Below are 20,099 nucleotides of genomic sequence, written 5' to 3'. Positions count from 1 at the left end.
AATTTGAAAATGAACACTCTTAGACCATTTCTGGGCGAATTAGAAAATATGCCTAAGGCCACAATTAATGAGATAGTAGACTTAGTTATAGATAGTTACGTAAACACACGGCTATCAACAAGACAGCAAGAAGCATTTAAAGCAATGTATGAAACTCAGTTGAAAATGCTTAATAAGTAGAAAAGTATACCAGTATACTTTTCTACTTAAGAGATAGACTTATTATATAGGGATTTTATAAACTTTATCTAATATAAGATATATAAGGAAAACGAAAGTATACTAGTATACTTTCGCTTTCTTTATTGTGTAATCATAATATTAGTTCTAAAATTCTTTGCTAGATTGCCACTTTATATGACTGTATAAGCAAACATTACGAATCTCATCGTAGCCGATTTTTGTTTCTTCTATATATATTCCTAATTCGTCGAAACCTTTAATCTTGCCAATGATATCAGGATAGTAATTGCCATTTAGGTCTCTGGCTTCCATCTGAATACAGACTGATTTATCCTTCAGTCTTGCTTCCTCCATAATTTTATTGATCTCATCCAGTTCCATTTGTGGTTTCTGGGAAGGGGAGGTTAGCCGCTTTTTATCATCCTTGTTCATTAAGTCTGTATGCTCAGACAGATAGAATCCTGCCCACTTCACCATTCCGCGATCATCGTACGAATCACCATAACTCATTTTTAATCTTCCTTTCTAATGGCCGCCGACTTTCGTGCTGCGGCTAACAGCTGTCGCCCCAGGCAACAACGAACTAGCATGGATCAAAGCCTTAAAGCCATATCTGTTTCTAATTTCATCACATAGGAAATCGAGTTTTTCTTGCTGAATTGTTTTTTCTGGATCAGAAAATAGATCCAGCTGTAAACTCGTCTGATAAACGAGTTTTGAACAGGATACACCGACATGCCGTACCGCATAACTAGTGTAGTGTTCCTCAAACAGCTGTAGAAGGTAATTAGTGATTTGTTTTGTGTTGGACGTTGCTGGCACCTTCATTTGGCGCGAAAACCCTGGTAACAACTCACCGTGAGAGTAGCCGATAGAAAGGGCGATTGATTCGGTTTGAGCATGTTCTTTTCGTAGCCTTGATCCGACCAAATCAGCCATTTCACGTATGATAATCATTACTTCTTTTTTATCTGTATAATCCTTCATAAGAATTTGAGAATTGGAAATACTCTTTTCTAGGACTTTATATTTCTTATCAATCTCGCTGCGATCGATCCCATTTGCGTGAGCGTGCAACTGAAGCCCAATCACACCCATAGAAGCCTTCAGTCTGGAAGGGGGGGTATTTGCAAGTTCTTCGACCGTAGTGATTCCACGTTTCCATAGATTTTTTGCCGTACGGTGACCAATGCCCCAAAAATCAGTCAGACTTTTGATTTTCCAAACTGTAGAAGGGACGTCCTCATAACGCCATTCTGCAATCATATCTGGATTCTTCTTTGCTGCATTGTCCAATGCAAGTTTGGCCAATAACATATTATCGCCAATCCCAACAGTGGTATAGATTCCCGTTTCCTCGAGTATCCTTTGCATTAAGGCTTTTGCGAATTGTTTAGTACGACAATTTCCGTGGAGGTTTTTAACTTTGTCAAAGCGTACAAAGAGTTCATCAATACTATAAACATGAATGTCATCATCAGAAACATACCGACGAATAATATTTACGATTTTTATGTTTGTTTCGATATATAAGTTCATTCGGGGTGGCACACATATCAAATCTTTATGATCCGGTAGCTCATATTTTCTCGTGACGTTGGAAATACCTAATTCTTTTTTTGCGGCAGGAGAGGCGGCCAAGACAAGTCCACCTGGTCGATCAGATCCAGATAATACCACTAGCATGGTCGTCAAAGGGTTTAAGCCTCTTTCTACGCATTCCACGGAGCTGTAAAAACTTTTACAGTCGATACATAAGTAATCGCCACGGGGTTCAAAACGATAATCGAAATACATAAAAAACCCTCCTTTATCACAGTTCATTATACGAACTAATGTTCGTTCTGTAAAGAGGGAGGGACTAGCTTATTTTTTTATAAAAACGTGAGACCATTGGCAATACGTGTTTCCAAATATTCTGAAGTATTACTTAAAGAGGGATTATCCAGCGATATTTCTTCAAATGAGCTTAGAATTGCCTTGAGACAATCAATAAATAGCAAAACAAGCGAATCGAGTGAAGGATTCGCTTGTTTATGATCAACTCTGTTTAATTTTGTCTAGTATCACTTCAAATGTTTCAAAGGTATCTATATCTAACTGGCACAACCAAAGCAGATACTTCTTTTCTTTGTAGGTCCAATTAATAGTAGGGTAGGAGGACATCAGATTGTTGTATCTTGCTCTTTGCTCACTTGAAGCCAGCTGCCAGCGTTTCTCAAATATTTTTTGTTCTTCCATTATCGATCCCCCAAAAAGAGCGCTGCCTGAAACTTCAATAACGGGCAGCGCAGGCCTAATTACTCAGATCTAAGTATAGCATATCAAATACATATGAAAAAACTTAGAAGGTAGTAAAGGTTCTCCCGTCTTTTGATTTGATCCTATTTTTAATGTGTCTCGTTATGGTTGCCCTACAAAGATTTTCATTAATGACACACTCATTTATTGTTGCGTACGCTCTGACATTACTTTCTTGATCAATCACTTTTATTCCTTTGGCATCCTGATAGTTCATAGGAGAAGAGCGGCCATCAGAAATTGTTGCTCCTATCTTTTGAACTTCTTTTACAATTTCTGGAAAATCCACCCATCCTGCTTCAGCTGTCAAATGTAATAATCTATAGTACTTATCTTTTCTTTTCAATCTAGGAAATCGCCACTCCATTCTTTTTCTTCTATTATAAACTATTTAGCTTTTATAATTCAAAGTACGGATGTATGTTTAAAGTGTACCCTAAATACACATTGATATTATGTTGAAAAATCTAGCGTTCTGACGTATGATTAGGGTGTATTTTAAATGCTTAAGAAAAGTAGGAAATAAATTTGAAAATTGCTTATATTCGAGTTTCATCCATCGATCAAAATGAACAACGCCAAATTGAAGAAATGGAAAAGTTTGGCGCTGAAAAAATTTTTATAGAAAAGCAATCTGGAGCAACTATCAGTCATCGGCCAATTTTTCAGGAAGCTTTAGATTTTGTCAGAGAGCAAGATATTTTTATTGTAGAAGCCATTGATCGACTTGGACGAAATTATGACGAAATTATCGATTCAGTTAATTATCTAAAGAAGAAGAATGTGCGACTTATTATCACCAGTTTACCAATCATGGCTGAAGCAATCGGAAATCCTCTCCTGGATAAATTCATCAAAGACTTAATCATTCAAATCTTAGCCATGATTGCCGAACAAGAGCGTACTGAATCTAAACGACGCCAGGCACAAGGAATTAAGATTGCTAAAGCAAACGGCGTCTATAAAGGTCGTCCTAAGTTATACAGTGCAGAAACAAAAGATCCTCAGCGACGCCTTGTTTATAAAAGCATCGTTCAGGATCTGGAGAATGGAGTTGCTATCTCAAAGATTGCAAAAGACTATAATGTGACTAGGCAAACAGTTTACCGAATAAAAAAAGAAATGGATCAACTAATTGTATGATTTCTTTTTTAAATCACGTAATTATGAATAGCTTTGTTATCAAGATAGCCAATCAAGTAAAATTCATCTAGCTAAGTTGATTATATTTATGATAACGAGAAATTAGTTGACATAAATATAATCAACACAATAATCATGCTGATTTAAAGCTATTTATCACCGATAACTTTGTATAATATATCTTATGTAAACTAGAACCGAAATAAACTAGTGATTCAGCATAATCTGAATCACTAGTTTATTTCGGTTCTACAACATTTAGTGTTGGTGGGAAATCTTAGGATTTCCTGCCAACACTATTTCTTTATAAAAAAGTATAGAAAAAGAGATATCCAATTGGTAGAATTTAGTCGTCTAAACAAAATATGTACCAAGAAAGGATATCTCTCATGGACAATTGTACTAAAAAACTCTTAGGTTTAACAGATAAAAACTTAATCTTCGAAGAAGATTGGCTCGTTACTAAACAAGAAGCGGGTATTACTACGAATATCATTTTGGCTAAACTAAGTTACACGCCACCTTACTGCCGCAAATGTGGCATAAAGAATGAAGGGCAAATCATTAAGCATGGCACACACAATACAACAGTTCAACTGCTGCCTTTTCGCTCTGCTAAAACAGAGCTATCATTAGACCGTACACGCTTCCTATGCAAAGAATGTCATTCAACTTTTAATGCACAGACAAATCTTGTAGAAGAAAACTGCTGTATTTCAAATGAATTAAAACAACAAATTGCATTAGATTTAGCGAAATATATCAGCCGAAAAGATATAGCAGAAAGATATTTTGTTACTGATGTCACAGTTACGCGGGTCATGCGGAGGTGCCTAGAATCTTATAAACCCAATTTCAAATATCTACCTTCTGTCCTCTGCTTTGATGAGTTTAAATCAATGAAATCTTGTAGTGGGAAAATGAGCTTTGTGTATATGGATGGGAATACTAATAAATTGATTGGTGTACTAGAGAACCGCAAACTAGCTTTTTTAAAAGCTTATTTCCTTAAATATAGTCGCAAAACAAGGGCAAAGGTAAAGCATATCGTTATGGATATGAATGCCCCTTATTTTGAATTGGTCAAATCAGTTTTCCCTAATGCTCAAATCGTTACGGACCGTTTCCACATTGTCCAACAAATCTCTCGCACACTCAATCAACTACGTATTCAAACGATGAATAAATACCATAAAACAGATTCAATCAAATATAAAAGATTAAAGCGTTTCTGGAAACTGTTTCTTAAAAACTCTTATAACTTAGATACCTCGAATTACAGGTACAATCGATCGTTCAGAAGACCAATGATTGAAAAAGCAATTATGGATGACCTTTTAAGTTATAATGATCAATTAAGCGCAGCCTATGAGATATGCCAGCTTCTGCTCTATCATTTCAAACAAAAGGATACAGACAGTTTTTTTGATACAATAAATAGCATGGATATAAACCTTCCCGAATGGTTTAGAAAGAAACTAACCTTCTTGAACAAGTACAAACAGGGCATTCAAAATGCATTTGAAACAAAGTATAATAATGGTGCTTTAGAGGGAACAAATAATAAAATTAAAGTGATAAAGAGAGTAGCCTACGGCTACCGTAACTTCTTCAACTTTCGTGCCAGAATTTATATTATGCAAGGACTTATTTTTACAACAAAAAATAAATCCAGTTAAACAATCTATTTAACTGGATCAGACTTGATTTTTCAGTTGAATTTATCTTTACCAACACTAAATGTCGAAGAGCCGAAATAACTAGCTGAATTAGAAAACACCGTCAAACCTAGGAAGAATGATCCTTGATTTGACGGTGTTTTTAATAACTCAAATTTATAAATTATTACTAAAAAGTGACTTTTCCCCAGCCTCCACTCTTCCCAGTTGTCAAGTATCTTAAATTAATGACATTGATTGGGTTTCATAGCTTTTATTATTTGTTTTCCCATCTTTTCTTCAAATAATGTGCTATTGACTTGGGTTTCCTATCTCTTGTGAATATGCCTTTTTTATTTCCATCTACTCTTCTAACTGTTGGATGTGTTTCAAAATCTGCAAAGTTCCACACATGTTCTCCTATAAAATACGATAGTTTATCTAAGACTTCAAAGTTAGCATTAAAATAATCTACTTGGTACTCTTCGGTAAAAGGGGTACCGTATACTGAGTTAAATCCACTTATCGTATCCGCTCCGAATTCTGAAAACATTATCGGTTTATCAGGATATTTTTCGTGCCATTTTTCCATTTCTCTTTTGAGATTCACTTTTGCTTCTTCTAACTCTCCATGATTGATATACCATCCATAATATCGATTTAGACAAATAATATCCACTAAGCCTGTCAGTTCATCTTTATCTGGATCTGCATTGATAATATTTGGTATAACAACAGCTCTCTTTTCCCAGTCGAGTTCCTTAGCTAGACTTACTAACGGTTCGAAATATTTTCGGGCTCCTTCTTGATGCCCTGCTGGTTCGTTCCCTACAGCCCATGAAACTACACAAGGGTGATTCTTATCTCTTGAAATGAGCTCTTCAATTACCTGTTTATGGTTACTTGAAGAATCAACAATGTCCCACGTATTTACGTTATTATCTTTGTTCTTAGAGACATCTACATTGAATTTATTAAATAGACCTACACCTGGCACTTCATCAATTACGACAAATCCTTCTCTATCAGCCATATACATAAATTCTTCAGAATATGGGTAGTGAGCTGTTCTTAAAGAATTAGCATTTGTCCATTTCATTAAATTGAAATCACCATTATTAACTGCTTCGTTCAAACCTCTACCAATAACTGGGAAGTCCTCGTGCTTGCCGAACCCTTTAAAGTAGAACGGCTTATCGTTAATATAAAATTTATTATTTTCAATTTTCAGGGTTCGTACCCCAAATTCTTCGGTATACGTATCGATGATTTCTCCAGTGACACCGTGTAGATTCACCTTTAATTGGTATAAATAGGCGTTTCGCGGTTGCCATCGTTTCACATTTTCGATTAGAAACTCATTCTGGTCAGTGTTTAACAACAACTGTTTTTGATCATCATATAGTTCGTAACTAACTCTATCATAGTCTCCCTTCACGTCTATTTTCGGTTTCACTGACGCATTATTCCCATCCACATCGTACGTAACCGTAATATCATTGATGTATGTTTTAGGTGTAGAATAGATTTTAATCGGTCGATGTATACCACTGTAGTTGTAAAAATCGAAATTAGGAATTACCTTTTTCTTATTATTTTTCTTCTGTAGCACTGCATTCGGTAATGTTTTATTGTCTAATATGTTCGAAAGACATAACTTTAAATTGTTTTGAATGTTCAATTTCTCGCTTGCAATTTCAATTTCAAATGGTGTGAAGCCGCCCACATGTTCTCCTACATATTCTCCATTAAAATATACTTTTCCTTGATGCGTGACAGAGCCGAATCTGATAACTAGCCTCTGATCATTAAGCATCTTAGAAATAGTAAAATCCTTTTCGTACCAGATTTCTCCTACGTGTTCTCTTAATTCGGCGTTAGCTACTTGATCATTGAAAGAACCAGGTACCGCCATTTGGATAGGATTGGTAAGTGGCACGTCTAGCGCCACTTTCTCTCCCTCATCAGGAATTTTAAATTTCCATATTCCTGATAAATCAATAACAATTCTAGTTTCAGTGTTTAATGGATATAACATAGATCCTCCTTATTCATTTCATGATTTTTAAATACTTTACAATTTGTTTTAGTTGAGAATGATGTGATTTTATTACACATTCATTTTTAACCCGTGATTCCGAGTAAAGTAAGGACAATTGCAATAGCAAATATAGCTAACATCAGTCTGATTGGTTTATTCTTTTTACGCATGTACACAAAACTTCCTATTGTCAAGATCAACGGAAGCAACCTAGGCATTATGGAATCTAAAATTTCCTGTAAGTTAAACTCTTGTCCTGCTAGCTCTGTAACCAGCGTAGATTCAAGTTTGACAAACTGGGCAGACATTGCTCCTACCATCAACAAACCGAGTATTGAGAATGCCTTCGTAATAATCTGGAAAGTTCCATTACTCATCATTTGACTAATATACGTATTTCCTATCTTATATCCAAGCAACGCTCCATAGTATCTTACAATTAAATTTGGTATATTAAAGATCAGTAAAAACAAGATAGGGCCTAATAAATTTCCATTTAAACTCAAACCCAATGCAATAGATGTCGCAATAACTCTTAGCGTTCCCCAAAAAATGGCATCTCCAATTCCTGATAGAGGACCCATCAAACTAGCTTTCATTGCTTGAATTGAAGTTGGGTCAAATGTATCGAAACGTTTATTCTCTTCTTCCATCGAAACGTTCAATCCAATAACAAAAGGTGCCATTGCTGCTGTAATGTTGAAGAAAGCTTGATGTTCCTTCATTCTATCGTAAAGTTCTTCAGAATCTTTACCATAAATTTTTTCTAGAAACGGAAGCATTACCCATGAATAGGTTGTTCCTTGTTGCTTAGAAAAACTTGGTACGAACAATAAGTTTGCACTTCTCCAAAAGATTTTTCTAAATATCTTTTTCTCATCTTTAGTTGATTTTAATAGACCTTTTTTTTCATCACTCACCGAAAAAATCCTCCTCTTCGTCGTCATCTAATGACATCCCATTAGTAGTTGATACCTCAGGTTTGTTATTCTTCTTGACTTCGTTAAATCCAATAATTGTTGCAATTGCTACACCAATGAATGCTATACTAATTAAATTGCCTCCAAAGAATGCTACAAGAGCAAAGCCAATGAAGAAGTATGGTGCTGTTTCTCTATCCCATAGAGTAAGCATCAATAATGCCATCCCTAAAGCTGGAAGCATTCCTGCAGCTACTGACATACTTGCTGTGATCCATTCAGGGATCGCTTCAACTGCAATATTGATATACTCTGCACCTAGATAAAATCCAATAAAACCAATTAGGAAATAACTTAATAAGAATGTTGCATATTGTGCAATCCATAATTTTCTAAATCCACTAAGGTTTCTTTCATCAATCAACTTTTCAAATTTTTCCGCTACAAAGGTTACGCCCCCTTTGAAGAAGTTCCAATAAACAGAACCAAGCAAACTCAATGGAACAGATAGTGCTACGGCTACTGAAGCATCTTGCCCATATACAATGGCCAACGCAGATGCAAACACCGAACCAATAATAATATCTTGTGGCATGACACCACCAATAAATGTTGTGCCTATAAAAATCAATTCTAGTGAGGCACCTAACATAACACCTTCAACTGGGCTTCCTAATAATACTCCAACAATAGAAACTAAAAAGATTGGTCTTGATAGCATGGAGAACATCCACCAGTCAAAAAATTTACCAATCATAATTGCTAATCCTACAACTAGTGCTGCATACATATTAAACATCTTCCTTCATTAGTTTTTTCAGCATAATTTTGCTATCTTCTGGTAATGGTTGGTATGTTATTTCATATTCCTCGGCCATCATGTCATGCAGAATCGTTTTATCTTCTTCAGTAATATAAACAGTATCTGTCACTTTTATTTTGTCTCCAATTGATCCTGCGACACGTCCATAGTTTGCAATGTTGATTTCAGGTTTTTCATCAATCTGATTGACTAATCGTTGAATTTTCCCGGGTGTATCTGTTACAATAAGTATTTTTTTTGATTTTGAACGCTCATCATTGATAATCTTTGTTACTTTATCAATTGGCATAATAAACACTTTAACTGACGATGGTGCTGCCATTTTCAATGCGTTGCTTTGTAGTTCATTAGCAGCTGCTTCATCGCTTGCGACAATAATTCTTTCAACACCTAATCTTTTAGTCCACATAACTGCAACTTGTCCATGTATCAATCTATCATCTAATCTAATCATTTTAATCACTTGCTTCATCCTCCAATATTTTATACTTTAAAAAAAAGAATCTTCGTCTTCATCAGATTTTTTTCTTTCCAAAACAATTCTTTTAAATGAATTTTTAGATTCTTCAATTTGTTCATCAATTGTTCTAACATCTGTCGGTTTGGTTAGCGCAATCTGTATTGCTAATGATAAGTTAACACCTCCAACTAATATAACGTTTTCATTACTCAGTAAACTAACTGCTGCATTATGCATGCTTCCTCCTATTAAATCAGATAGAATGACAACAGTATCTGCCTGATCAATTGTTTCAGTAAATTTTCCGATTATCGAATTTGGATTTTCCCCTTTTTTTAGACCATATGTCTCAATAAATGTTTGCTTTCCTATGATCATTTCTAAAGCATACTTTACACCCTCTGCAAATTTACCGTGAGAGATAATTACCATTCTATAACTCAAATTAGTCACATCCTTTTTTAAATACGTTTCCATTTTTTGATTAGCGCTTTCATAAAACTGTAATTTTTTGAATTACATGTTTTAATGATTAAGCTTCTCTTAATATATAAGCTTTGTTAAGTAATTTGATTCATCGAACTATTGTTACTATAGACTTTTTAAAATCTTCTTTTTCAACTCCCTCATTTTGTAGGTTATAAAGCTTCAGATAATCTTGTATGCTTATACTTGCCAACTGATATATTAGTACATTAACATTTAAATTACTTATTTTCAATAGTTTTTTATTTTTACTTAGAATGGTTCTGTTGCAAAGTTTTAAATCTACTATCAAATAAGGTAGAATAATAGAAAAAGATAGCAGGAGGAATGACGATGAATCATTTTAAAGGAAAGCAATTTCAGCAGGATGTGATTATTGTAGCCGTGGGCTACTATCTTCGTTATAACCTTAGCTATCGTGAAGTTCAAGAAATCTTATATGATCGTGACATTAACGTTTCTCATACGACGATTTATCGTTGGGTGCAAGAATATGGCAAACTACTCTATCAAATTTGGAAAAAGAAAAATAAAAAATCCTTTTATTCATGGAAAATGGATGAAACGTACATCAAAATTAAAGGAAAATGGCATTATTTGTATCGAGCCATCGATGCAGATGGTTTAACCTTGGATATTTGGTTACGTAAAAAACGGGACACACAAGCAGCCTATGCTTTTCTTAAGCGGTTAGTGAAGCAGTTTGATGAACCGAAGGTTGTAGTCACAGATAAAGCCCCCTCTATTACAAGTGCCTTTAAGAAACTAAAAGAATACGGCTTTTATCAAGGGACAGAACATCGTACCATTAAATACCTGAATAATTTGATTGAACAAGACCATCGTCCAGTAAAGAGACGCAATAAATTCTATCGAAGTTTACGCACTGCCTCTACCACGATTAAAGGCATGGAAGCCATTCGAGGATTATATAAGAAAACCCGAAAAGAAGGCACTCTCTTCGGGTTTTCGGTCTGTACTGAAATCAAGGTATTATTGGGAATCCCAGCTTAAATCATAGATACCGTAAGGGATTTTATTCTTTATTTAAAACTTTGCAACAGAACCGCATCGGCTAATTGAATATTTTTTATTTTTTCATGCCACCCCTCAGGAGTATATTGCGAACAGAATATGGTAGACGTTTGTTTCAAACGGGCTTCGACGATTTCAAAAATATGAACACTATCTTCCAAAGAAAGCTCCATCAATAACCATTCGTCAATAATAAGTAGTTCAATTTTCGTATACTTTTTAATCAGTTTACGATAAGAGCCATCAGCTTCATATTTCGCTAAAGCCAGCTCGTCAATTAATTCTGGAAGACGAATGTATTTCACTTTTCTGAATTGACGACAGGCTTGAATACCGAAGGCATTGGCTATCCAGGTCTTTCCGTTTCCAGAAGCACCCATTAAGATAATATTTTGATTGTTTTCAATATACTGTCCTTGTGCGAGTTTAGAAATTAAATTTTTATCGAGATGACGATCCGGATAGTATTCAATTCCTTCAATAGAGGCATCTGGATCACTAAATGTTGCTTGTTGAATTAAACGCTCTAATTTACTCGATTTACGGCGGGCAGACTCCGCGTCTACCAGTAACTCAAAACGTTCCTCAAATCCTAAGGATTGACTGGATTCGTCCATTGCTTGCTGCTCGTATAGGTCTGCCATTCCGCTTAATCTCATAGCTTTTAACTTTTCAAGTGTTTGTTCATTTCTCATTATTTTTTACCTCCAAAGTAGGCTGCACCGCGGACAAATCCATAGTTGCTATCCGTTTGCTCCTCTATAATTGATGCTTTCGAATGAGTATCTAAAGCTTTCTTTCGTTTCTTTGCACGACTGATAATGGATTTTAGTAATGAGTTTGTTGGTTCCTTTGCGACAGACATCAACGTGTGACAACCAGCTTCTAACTCTTCCAACGAGTATTTAGAGGCTGTATTTCTTAAAGTAGCGAGTAATTTAAGGGCTTTCTTTTCCACATTATTGGAAAGAATATAATCCACATACGCGTAAGTATTTGGCCCAATATTTTCTGCCCATAATAAATTTTCTTTGGGGGTATGAGTTAAATAACGACGGTGATTATCTGGCATATGATCGATATTTGAAGAGTGTTGACCAATATCGCCCCGAAGTCGTTTATGAGATGCAATTCGATGTTCATTGAAGTACACTTCTATTAGGTTGTCAGTTAATCTTACTTCTACTTCGTCATTGACATATTCATAGGGAACGGAATAAAACATACGCTCAACCTGAATATGGTAATCTAATTGGACTTTAGATATCCGCCATTGAGACTGTGTAAAGCGAGGGTGACGAAGGGAGCCTAAAAACGGAAGTTCTTCTTCCTGAAAGACTGTAAACCTTGAACCAGGTCTTTTCTGAAAGGCTTCTTGATTCAATTCTTGAGTCTTTTCAGTAATGGCCTGGTTCAACTCTTTTAAACTAAAGAACGTTTCATTACGCAAGGCGGCAATGACTTGACGGCTAATAAATCCAACATTCCCTTCAACCGACGGTTTATCTTTTGGAGCTCTCACCCGTGCAGGGACAATAGTAAAACGATAATAATCACTTAATTGTCGATAACCTTCATTTAAAAGTGGCTCTGAGTAATCCGTTTTTGTCACACCAGTCCTAAGATTGTCCGACACAACCGTTTCAGGTACCCCCTGGAAAAATTCTAAGGCATGAATATGAGCGGCTAACCAAATTATCTGTTTTCATGTCATAAAATCCCTCAACATAGCTATATTGACTGAATGGCCAGGTAGCTACGAAAATATAAACTTTGATACCTTCGCCATTCTCATTGTTTTTAACAGATAATGTACTGCCTGCCCAATCCACTTCCAAGATTTCACCGGGTTTGCGATGAATAGGCATGGTTAATTTGTACTTCTTACCGTAGTGACCATATTTCTCGCAAAATGTTCGATAAGCGTAAGGCATCTTGTTTTGAATCTTTGCCTCATGTTCATACTCTTTATGCAGAAGTTTGAGCGTGACATTCTTTTTGAGCAGTTCTTTATGGATATAATCCCAGTCAGGATCGTAATACCCACGTTGATTAGCACTTTTCTCGGGGAATAGATAATCCTCTAACCAAGGATTAGTCATCTCTTTAGACAATTCTTCTAAGCCTTTGGCTTTTGCTTGATTCACCACCTCTCTAATTTTATCTCTTGAATGCCCCGTACTGGAAGAGATTGTTCGTTGAGAAATCCCTTGTAGATGCATTTCAAGAATTTTATGATAGTTGATCATAAAAATAACCTCCTATAACTTATTTGTATGAAAACTCATACATAAAATAAGTATACAGAGGGTTATCGATTTGGACGATTATTTTCGCACTTGGTGGACTTTTTATCCGCATTCGGTGGACGATAGTTCCGCACTAATGGACGATTCTTAATGCCGTATTCAAAAGGTGAGCTTTTTTATATTTCGGGCTTACTTTAGTGAAGGTCGACAAAGGATACTTGTATGATAAAAAAATTGAGAATCATAAGCTGCTTAGTTCATAAATCAATAACGTCAAAACGCATCTGATTTTAAGATGCGTTTTGACGTTATTGGCTAATTGATATCCGCCACAGGAAAGGACCACCCACTATTTCCATAAGCGAGCATATTACTGACAGGGATTATCCGAATATAATGGTTAAACAGAAGTTCTAAAAAGCACCATGCCATTAGACGTACAGACACTCAATCCAAATATAACGCTTTACAATGTATTCTATCTGTAATCGCATGATCTCTAACTTATCTTTGTTCTTCACCATATTAATCTGAGGTAAGATGCTATGTAACTTGGCTAACTTAATTCGGCTCTATAATTTATGGGACTGATGAATCAGAATTGATTCTTCAGTCCCATTTTCATTTTAGGTATTAAAAAACATATCGTTCTCTAGTATGATTAAATCACCACAAAATAAACAACTGAGAGGACGATATGCTATATGAATGATTCTATCAAAAAAATGCTGAGAATAATAGAGAAAGATTTGTTGATTACAGAGCTCTCTTACGAGACCCTTCAGAAGAAAAAGATGTTGGTCGTCGATGCTGTTCTCTCGCCTACTCCTCGTGCTTGTAGAAGTTGTGGTTCTACTGTGATAGATGGAAACGGGAAAGCAATTATAGTGAAAAATGGGAAGAAGGAAACGATTGTCCGTTTTGAACAATACAATCATATGCCTTTGGTTATGCGCCTAAAAAAGCAGCGCTATACCTGTAAAAACTGCCGAACCCATTGGACGGCTCAAAGTTATTTTGTCCAACCCAGACATTCAATCGCAAATCATGTTAGATATAAAATTGCTTCTTTACTGACTGAAAAAGTATCTTTATCTTTTATTGCGAAAAGCTGTCAGGTATCTTTGACCACCGTTATTCGTACATTGAAAGAGTTTAAAAGCTATTTACCAAAGCAATCTAAGAAGATTCTCCCCAGAGTATTGATGGTTGATGAATTTCGTTCGCATGCTTCTATAGAAGATAAAATGAGCTTTATTTGTGCAGATGGCGAAACAGGAAAATTAATAGATGTTTTGCCTACGCGTAAATTACCTCGATTAACAAGCTATTTCTTAGGTTGTACCAATCCAGAAGAAGTAGAATTCTTGGTGACAGACATGAACGCCGCCTACTTCCAGCTCACCAAACGTGTTCTGCCAAATGCGAAAGTCGTGATTGATCGGTTTCATATTGTCAAACACATGAATCAAGCGTTCAATGAGTTGCGTATCCGTGAAATGAATGAACTGCGTAAAGTCGGACAGAAAAGCCAGGCAGAAAAACTGAAAAAGAACTGGCGCTTTTTGCTAAAAAATCGTGCAAACATCAACCATTATGAATACAAAACATGGAAAAGTTTCCGAGCACCAAAATACCCATTTCTTACTGAAGCAATGATGATTGATCGATTGCTTGAGTTTTCTACGCCCCTGAAGGAGGCGTATCCCTTTTTTCATGAATTAGTTGAAGCCTTTCGAGACAAAGACCCTAACCTATTTTTCTCCTTATTGGCAGAACTTCCCGAAACGTTAGATGACGGCTTTCGAGAAAAGCTTCAAAACCTTCTTACCCATGAAGAAGGCATCACCAACGCAATGATCTATCCTTATTCCAATGGAAAAATAGAAGCGAAGAATACCCACATAAAGACAATGAAACGAGTATCCTACGGATTTAAATCATTCGAGAACATGAGAATTAGAATCTTTTTGATCAATCAATTAATCAATGTAAGATAACAAAAAAATCTGAGCCAGAATGTGGTTCATTCTGACCCAGATTTGATTTTACACAACTCATCAGTCCTTATTGACAAAGAGCCCTTAATTCTACAATTCACAAAATTAGACATTAGATTCTTTTTTTAAATTATATTCATATTTAAATCCATATTCTCCGGATCCGATTTCAAAAGAAAACACTTCTGGCCGTGTGTCTAAGTAATTAAATCTAGTTGTTGGATATTTCTGAATAATCTCTTCTTGCAAGCTTATTGGATTTTTCACTAAGGGTAAATAGATTATCGCTGTCGTGTTGTGCGGTACTATAACATCTAATGAAAATTGATTACTATTCTTTTCCCAAGAAACACTAAGCACACCGTACATTGTCATCAAACTTGCCTTAGCATTGTTTAATCGTTTGGTAGGTTGTGGGGCTATTTTTGTTTTTTTATAACCCGCTTCTAAAATATCTATTCCTGTTATATATTGATACATCCAATCTCCAATAGATCCATAAGCATAATGGTTAAACGAATTCATCTCTGTATCCCAGAAAGATCCGTCTTCCTTAATTCCATCCCAATGCTCCCACATAGTAGTAGCCCCGTTTTCTACTTGATATAACCATGAGGGGTAATCCAATTGAAACAACAAGGCATAAGCGACCTCGATATAGCCGTTTTCTGCTAATGCATGACAAATATATGGTGTTCCAACAAATCCAGTATCTAAATGTACACCTTTCATTTTAATCAGAGTGACCAATTTTTTCGCAACATCTCTTTTAAATTGTTCTGGTAGTAAATCGAAATGAAGCGAAATAATATGTGCCGTTTGTGTCTGACAGGTTAAATCCCCTTCTTTATCAATAAATTTTTCACCATAAGCAATTTTAATATTTTTATGTAACTCACAGTATGTTTTATAGTCATCAAACTTATAGAGTATTTTTGCAATTTCAGAAAATATTTTTACAGAATGTGCATAATAAGCCGTTGCTATTAACGACTCGTCAGTTGCTCCAAATTTACTGCCTGGTTTATTATCTAATGCTAACCAATCACCTAGTTGTGCACCAGAATCCCAGAGGTACTCATTTTCCCCCTGGCTACGAATATAATTTATCCACCTCTTCATACTCGTATATTGCTCTTCTAAAATCTTCTTATCACCATAGCATAGATAAACTGTCCAAGGATTAATTACTGCTGCGTCACCCCATGCGGCCGCTGTTTTTAAAATTTCTTCATTCGTATCTGTAATAAATATTTGTCCTTTGACAATATCCGGAACAACCAGTGGAACTGAACCATCAGCATATTGATTAAACGCCAAGTCTTTTAACCATTTACTAAAAAATAGTGCCGTATTCATATTAAAAGAAGCTGTTCGTGCAAATATTTGTGCATCAGCAGTCCAACCAAGCCTTTCGTCTCTTTGTGGACAGTCAGTTGGAACGTCAACAAAATTTCCTTTTTGACCCCATAGTATATTATGCTGAAGTTGATTAAGATGAGCATCTGAAGTGGAAAAAGCCCCTGTTTCTTCCATAGCTGAGTGGAGGACAATTCCTTTAAAATCTGATAGTTTTATATCTTCAGTAAAACCTGTCAACTTTACATAACGGAAACCCTGAAATGTGAAGTGAGGTTCATATTCAAATTCTCCTTCTCCATTACAAATATAGATGATTTTTTGCGCAGCATTTCGTAAGTTTTCACGATAAAAATTTCCATATTGATCTAGAACCTCACCATGAACTAGGGTTAATTTTCGGCCTTCATCACCATTGGCTTTAAATCTGACCCAACCAACCATATTTTGTCCCATATCTAAAACTGTTTCGCCACTTGGCGTTTTTAATAATGCGATTGGAGCAATTTCTTCCATAATTCTAACTGGTTCATTTTGTTGTGCAACCAACTCTTTCTTACTATGATTTAAAACAATAACCTTTCCCGGATTTCCTTCTATTTCTCGAGCATCATAGATTTCGCCATTGTATAAATCTGATGCTATTATATTACAATTTTCTCCTATCCAAGAGCTATCTGAAATAATTATCTCTTCCTGTCCATCTGTATAATCTAAATGAACTTGGACAAAAATCGCATTGATGTTACCATAACTATCTTTACGCTTTTGCCAACCAAGATAACCACTATACCATCCTTCACCCACTGTTGCAGACAATTTATTACTATCGGACTGGAGTAACGATGTAATATCATACGCCTGATATTGTATCTGATGATTATAATCTGTCCAACCGGGGGTAAAATAGTCAGTGCCCACTTTTATATTATTTAACTTTAATTCATAGACTCCCAAGCTTGTTGCATAGACAATTGCTTTTTTTATTTTTTTCTCTATCTTAAATTCCTTACTACAACTGAAAGGAGATCTACTACCAAATTCTGCACTTGTCCCCCTCCCCTTCACTGTAATCCATTCTGCCTTCCATTCAGTTTCTGTTAATATACCCATTTCCCAAAAGCCTACTTGACTCCAAGGAGATTCATGATGCTCACTTATCCATACTTTAACCCGGTAATAATAACGCTGACGAGATTTTAAATTCGGCCCGTCATATGGAATATGAACCGAATCTACCGAAAAACTCCTGTTATTCCAAATGATATCGTTAAAATTTTCATCAAAAGCTACTTGTATTTGATATTGTTGCTGCAAGACGGCACTCTCACTAGATTTTATTTGCCAACTAAAGCATGGTCGCAAATCATCAATTCCTATAGGATTAGTTTGATAATTACACTTTAAGTTCGTAACTGCTAACATTATTTATCCTCCATATTTGAAGTCTAATTAATTATCCACATTATTTATATTGTTAAAAAATAATACATATAAATGAATAAATTAATTTAGTTTATCTATTAGATTAATCTTAACGCTTTCAATAAAGTGCTTCAATGGTACTTTGTTGGTAATTGACTATCAAAACCTACGATGTTATATTATGGATAAAAGGAGTTAAGATATCATGGATTTCATCAAATTAGATAATGAAATTCGAGTTATTACTGATGACGAAAAAAGAACGGATTTGACTGATTACTATAATTCTTTGAAAAAATCTGAAATAAATGGGAAATACGTTTATATTTTTGACTCACTCATAAATGACAATGAAGATTTTCGTATTACAAGGCACGATCGTTTTATTGAAGTTCCTATGCATAAACATACATTTATTGAAATAAACTATGTCTATGATGGACAATGTCAACAAATTATTGATGGTAAATCTGTTTTGTTAAAAAAAGGAGAAATTTGCATTATTGATACAGATATTCCTCATGCTATTATGGAAACTTCAACGAAAGATATTATTATTAATGTTTTAATTCAAAAAAAATATTTTAACGCTAACTTTTTTAAAAATGTTTCTAGAAAAGGAATTCTATTAGACTTTTTATTAAATTCCATTTCTTATACCCAAAAGCATGATCAATACATCATCTTTCACTCATCAGAAAATAAACATATCCCATTGCTATTTAAACAATTACTATGGGAAACGTACCATCCCTCCACGGGATCATATCAAATGCAGGAAAGTTACCTAAATTTACTATTTTTAAACCTTGTACGGATTTTTGAATATGACACAAACAAAAGAGTTAATAGCGCAAACAACCAGTACTCTATGATGGAAATAATGAAATATATTGAGTCAAATTATTCAAACAGTAGTTTATCTTCTATCGCAAAACAATTTAGTTACACGCCGAACTACTTAAGCTCATTGATTAAGAATAATTTCAATAAAAATTACAGTGAGATAGTTTTGGAATTAAAATTAAACCAAGCTGCATTTCTTCTTGTTAATACAAACATCACAATAAACGACATTGCAAAACAAGCGGGTTTTACCAATTTAACATTATTTTATAAAAAATTTAAACAACACTTTCAATTACTTCCAAAAGAATATCGCGAACGGAATAAATAACATAATAAAATTATTCTTTAATACCTCCAGCCGCCACACCACCAATAATATGCCTTGATAAAATCAAATATATAATAATCAGCGGAATAACTGATAATCCCATGCCTAAATACATGCTACCAAATTGAGTGCTATAAATATCCGTTTTTAACATTTGTACCCACATTGGAAGCGTGTACTTTTCTGAATCATTAATTAAAATTAATGGCATTAGGAAGTTATTCCACGAACTAACAAAAGAGAAAATAGCCATTGTTGCGATTCCTGGTTTCATTAAAGGTAAGAATATAGAATGGAATATTTTAAATTCGCCTGCCCCATCCAATCTCGCTGAGTCAGCCAAATCTTTATGGTAAATCGTATCCAGATATTGTTTTAAAAAAAATACAGTTCCAGGTGCTGCTGCTGCCGGTAAAATTAATGGAATAAAGCTATTTAAAAGATTAAAGTTATTCATCATCTGATAAAACCCAACCATGCTAATTTGTCCTGGTATCATTAACAAGCACAATACAAGACCAAATATCAATTTCCTTCCTTTAAAATCATAAGCTACGAAACTATACGCAGTTAAGGATGATATATATACATTCAACACTGTTGAGCTGATAGAGATTATAAAACTATTTTTGAAACCACCTACAATATCAAATCCACCACTTAAAAGGACACGTAAGTTATTCATAAAATTACTTCCAGGAATCAAGGAAACGCTTTGTTGAATTTGTTCTGCTGATCGAGTAGCATTTACTAATACAATCCAAAATGGAATGACACTAAGTAATGTCAATATAAAAAATAAGATATACAATAACTTTCTTTTCATTATATTATTCATA

19 protein-coding genes and 1 pseudogene are annotated in these 20,099 nt (G+C 34.9%); 6 read left to right on the top strand and 14 right to left on the bottom strand.

The features are described 5' to 3' along the window. Positions 1 to 180 (top strand): annotated as a pseudogene (locus IGJ25_RS16530) (hypothetical protein); the annotation flags it as partial. Positions 181 to 327: 147 nt separating this feature from the next. Here the strand turns inward: IGJ25_RS16530 and IGJ25_RS16525 are convergent. The 4 genes from IGJ25_RS16525 to IGJ25_RS16510 form a co-directional block, all read right to left on the bottom strand. Further along, a complete protein-coding gene (locus IGJ25_RS16525) occupies positions 328 to 693 on the bottom strand; it encodes a hypothetical protein (RefSeq protein ID WP_002298758.1) in 366 nt (121 codons plus the stop codon). A 15-nt stretch (positions 694 to 708) separates the two neighbouring features. Beyond that, positions 709 to 1,980, bottom strand: a complete 1,272-nt coding sequence (locus IGJ25_RS16520; RefSeq protein WP_002332590.1) for a Y-family DNA polymerase — start codon at positions 1,978 to 1,980, stop codon at positions 709 to 711. A 243-nt stretch (positions 1,981 to 2,223) separates the two neighbouring features. Further along, positions 2,224 to 2,424, bottom strand: a complete 201-nt coding sequence (locus IGJ25_RS16515; RefSeq protein ID WP_002298761.1) for a hypothetical protein — start codon at positions 2,422 to 2,424, stop codon at positions 2,224 to 2,226. Between the two features lie 103 nt (positions 2,425 to 2,527). Beyond that, the gene (locus tag IGJ25_RS16510; RefSeq protein ID WP_438779476.1) at positions 2,528 to 2,851 is read right to left on the bottom strand and encodes a hypothetical protein; all 324 of its coding nucleotides are present in this window, start codon (positions 2,849 to 2,851) and stop codon (positions 2,528 to 2,530) included. Between the two features lie 161 nt (positions 2,852 to 3,012). Between IGJ25_RS16510 and IGJ25_RS16505 the strand changes: the two genes are divergently transcribed. Together IGJ25_RS16505 and IGJ25_RS16500 are read left to right on the top strand one after the other, a co-directional pair. Beyond that, the gene (locus IGJ25_RS16505; RefSeq protein ID WP_002345745.1) at positions 3,013 to 3,627 is read left to right on the top strand and encodes a recombinase family protein; all 615 of its coding nucleotides are present in this window, start codon (positions 3,013 to 3,015) and stop codon (positions 3,625 to 3,627) included. A gap of 389 nt (positions 3,628 to 4,016) precedes the next feature. Next, positions 4,017 to 5,306 (top strand): ISL3 family transposase, encoded by a 1,290-nt coding sequence (locus IGJ25_RS16500; protein WP_438779475.1) that lies wholly within the window; start codon positions 4,017 to 4,019, stop codon positions 5,304 to 5,306. A 256-nt stretch (positions 5,307 to 5,562) separates the two neighbouring features. On the opposite strand, the gene uidA is transcribed toward IGJ25_RS16500, so the two are convergent. From uidA to IGJ25_RS16475, 5 genes are all read right to left on the bottom strand, one after another. Next, on the bottom strand, positions 5,563 to 7,323 hold the full coding sequence (gene uidA, locus IGJ25_RS16495; RefSeq protein WP_438779474.1) for a beta-glucuronidase: 1,761 nt from the start codon (positions 7,321 to 7,323) through the stop codon (positions 5,563 to 5,565). Positions 7,324 to 7,409: 86 nt separating this feature from the next. Then, positions 7,410 to 8,246, bottom strand: a complete 837-nt coding sequence (locus tag IGJ25_RS16490) for a PTS system mannose/fructose/sorbose family transporter subunit IID (RefSeq protein ID WP_438779473.1) — start codon at positions 8,244 to 8,246, stop codon at positions 7,410 to 7,412. Next, positions 8,239 to 9,036, bottom strand: coding sequence for a PTS mannose/fructose/sorbose/N-acetylgalactosamine transporter subunit IIC (locus IGJ25_RS16485; protein WP_438779472.1), 798 nt, complete (start codon positions 9,034 to 9,036; stop codon positions 8,239 to 8,241). The genes IGJ25_RS16490 and IGJ25_RS16485 overlap by 8 nt, the downstream gene beginning before the upstream one ends. Before the next feature lies 1 nt (position 9,037). Next, positions 9,038 to 9,523, bottom strand: coding sequence for a PTS system mannose/fructose/N-acetylgalactosamine-transporter subunit IIB (locus tag IGJ25_RS16480; RefSeq protein ID WP_438779477.1), 486 nt, complete (start codon positions 9,521 to 9,523; stop codon positions 9,038 to 9,040). Between the two features lie 36 nt (positions 9,524 to 9,559). Next, positions 9,560 to 9,973, bottom strand: a complete 414-nt coding sequence (locus IGJ25_RS16475; protein WP_438779471.1) for a PTS sugar transporter subunit IIA — start codon at positions 9,971 to 9,973, stop codon at positions 9,560 to 9,562. A 375-nt stretch (positions 9,974 to 10,348) separates the two neighbouring features. Here IGJ25_RS16475 and IGJ25_RS16470 point away from each other — a divergent pair, with 375 nt between their 5' ends. After that, positions 10,349 to 11,029 carry an IS6-like element IS1216 family transposase gene (locus IGJ25_RS16470; protein WP_002325565.1) on the top strand — a complete coding sequence of 227 codons (681 nt, stop codon included), beginning with the start codon at positions 10,349 to 10,351 and terminating at the stop codon, positions 11,027 to 11,029. Between the two features lie 29 nt (positions 11,030 to 11,058). On the opposite strand, the gene IGJ25_RS16465 is transcribed toward IGJ25_RS16470, so the two are convergent. From IGJ25_RS16465 to IGJ25_RS16455, 3 genes are read right to left on the bottom strand one after another with little or no spacing between them, the layout of a single operon-like run. Next, on the bottom strand, positions 11,059 to 11,745 hold the full coding sequence (locus tag IGJ25_RS16465) for an ATP-binding protein (protein ID WP_438779470.1): 687 nt from the start codon (positions 11,743 to 11,745) through the stop codon (positions 11,059 to 11,061). Next, positions 11,745 to 12,662 carry a Mu transposase domain-containing protein gene (locus IGJ25_RS16460; protein ID WP_438779469.1) on the bottom strand — a complete coding sequence of 306 codons (918 nt, stop codon included), beginning with the start codon at positions 12,660 to 12,662 and terminating at the stop codon, positions 11,745 to 11,747. Before IGJ25_RS16460 ends, IGJ25_RS16465 begins: the two co-directional genes overlap by 1 nt. A 31-nt stretch (positions 12,663 to 12,693) precedes the next feature. Then, positions 12,694 to 13,299, bottom strand: coding sequence for a hypothetical protein (locus tag IGJ25_RS16455; protein WP_438779468.1), 606 nt, complete (start codon positions 13,297 to 13,299; stop codon positions 12,694 to 12,696). Positions 13,300 to 14,003: 704 nt separating this feature from the next. Between IGJ25_RS16455 and IGJ25_RS16450 the strand changes: the two genes are divergently transcribed. After that, the gene (locus IGJ25_RS16450; RefSeq protein WP_438779467.1) at positions 14,004 to 15,299 is read left to right on the top strand and encodes an ISL3 family transposase; all 1,296 of its coding nucleotides are present in this window, start codon (positions 14,004 to 14,006) and stop codon (positions 15,297 to 15,299) included. Between the two features lie 105 nt (positions 15,300 to 15,404). On the opposite strand, the gene IGJ25_RS16445 is transcribed toward IGJ25_RS16450, so the two are convergent. After that, positions 15,405 to 18,083, bottom strand: a complete 2,679-nt coding sequence (locus IGJ25_RS16445; protein WP_438779466.1) for a family 78 glycoside hydrolase catalytic domain — start codon at positions 18,081 to 18,083, stop codon at positions 15,405 to 15,407. Positions 18,084 to 18,288: 205 nt separating this feature from the next. Between IGJ25_RS16445 and IGJ25_RS16440 the strand changes: the two genes are divergently transcribed. Next, on the top strand, positions 18,289 to 19,260 hold the full coding sequence (locus tag IGJ25_RS16440) for an AraC family transcriptional regulator (protein WP_438779465.1): 972 nt from the start codon (positions 18,289 to 18,291) through the stop codon (positions 19,258 to 19,260). Positions 19,261 to 19,270: 10 nt separating this feature from the next. On the opposite strand, the gene IGJ25_RS16435 is transcribed toward IGJ25_RS16440, so the two are convergent. Beyond that, positions 19,271 to 20,098, bottom strand: a complete 828-nt coding sequence (locus IGJ25_RS16435) for a carbohydrate ABC transporter permease (RefSeq protein WP_438779464.1) — start codon at positions 20,096 to 20,098, stop codon at positions 19,271 to 19,273. Position 20,099 lies beyond the last annotated feature (1 nt).

Origin of the sequence: Enterococcus sp. DIV0240d, assembly GCF_051711245.1 — a bacterium.
GTDB classification, from domain to species: Bacteria; Bacillota; Bacilli; order Lactobacillales; family Enterococcaceae; genus Enterococcus_D; species Enterococcus_D casseliflavus.
The sequence above is the reverse complement of the archived record's forward strand: the minus strand, read 5'-3'. Positions and strand labels throughout refer to the sequence as shown.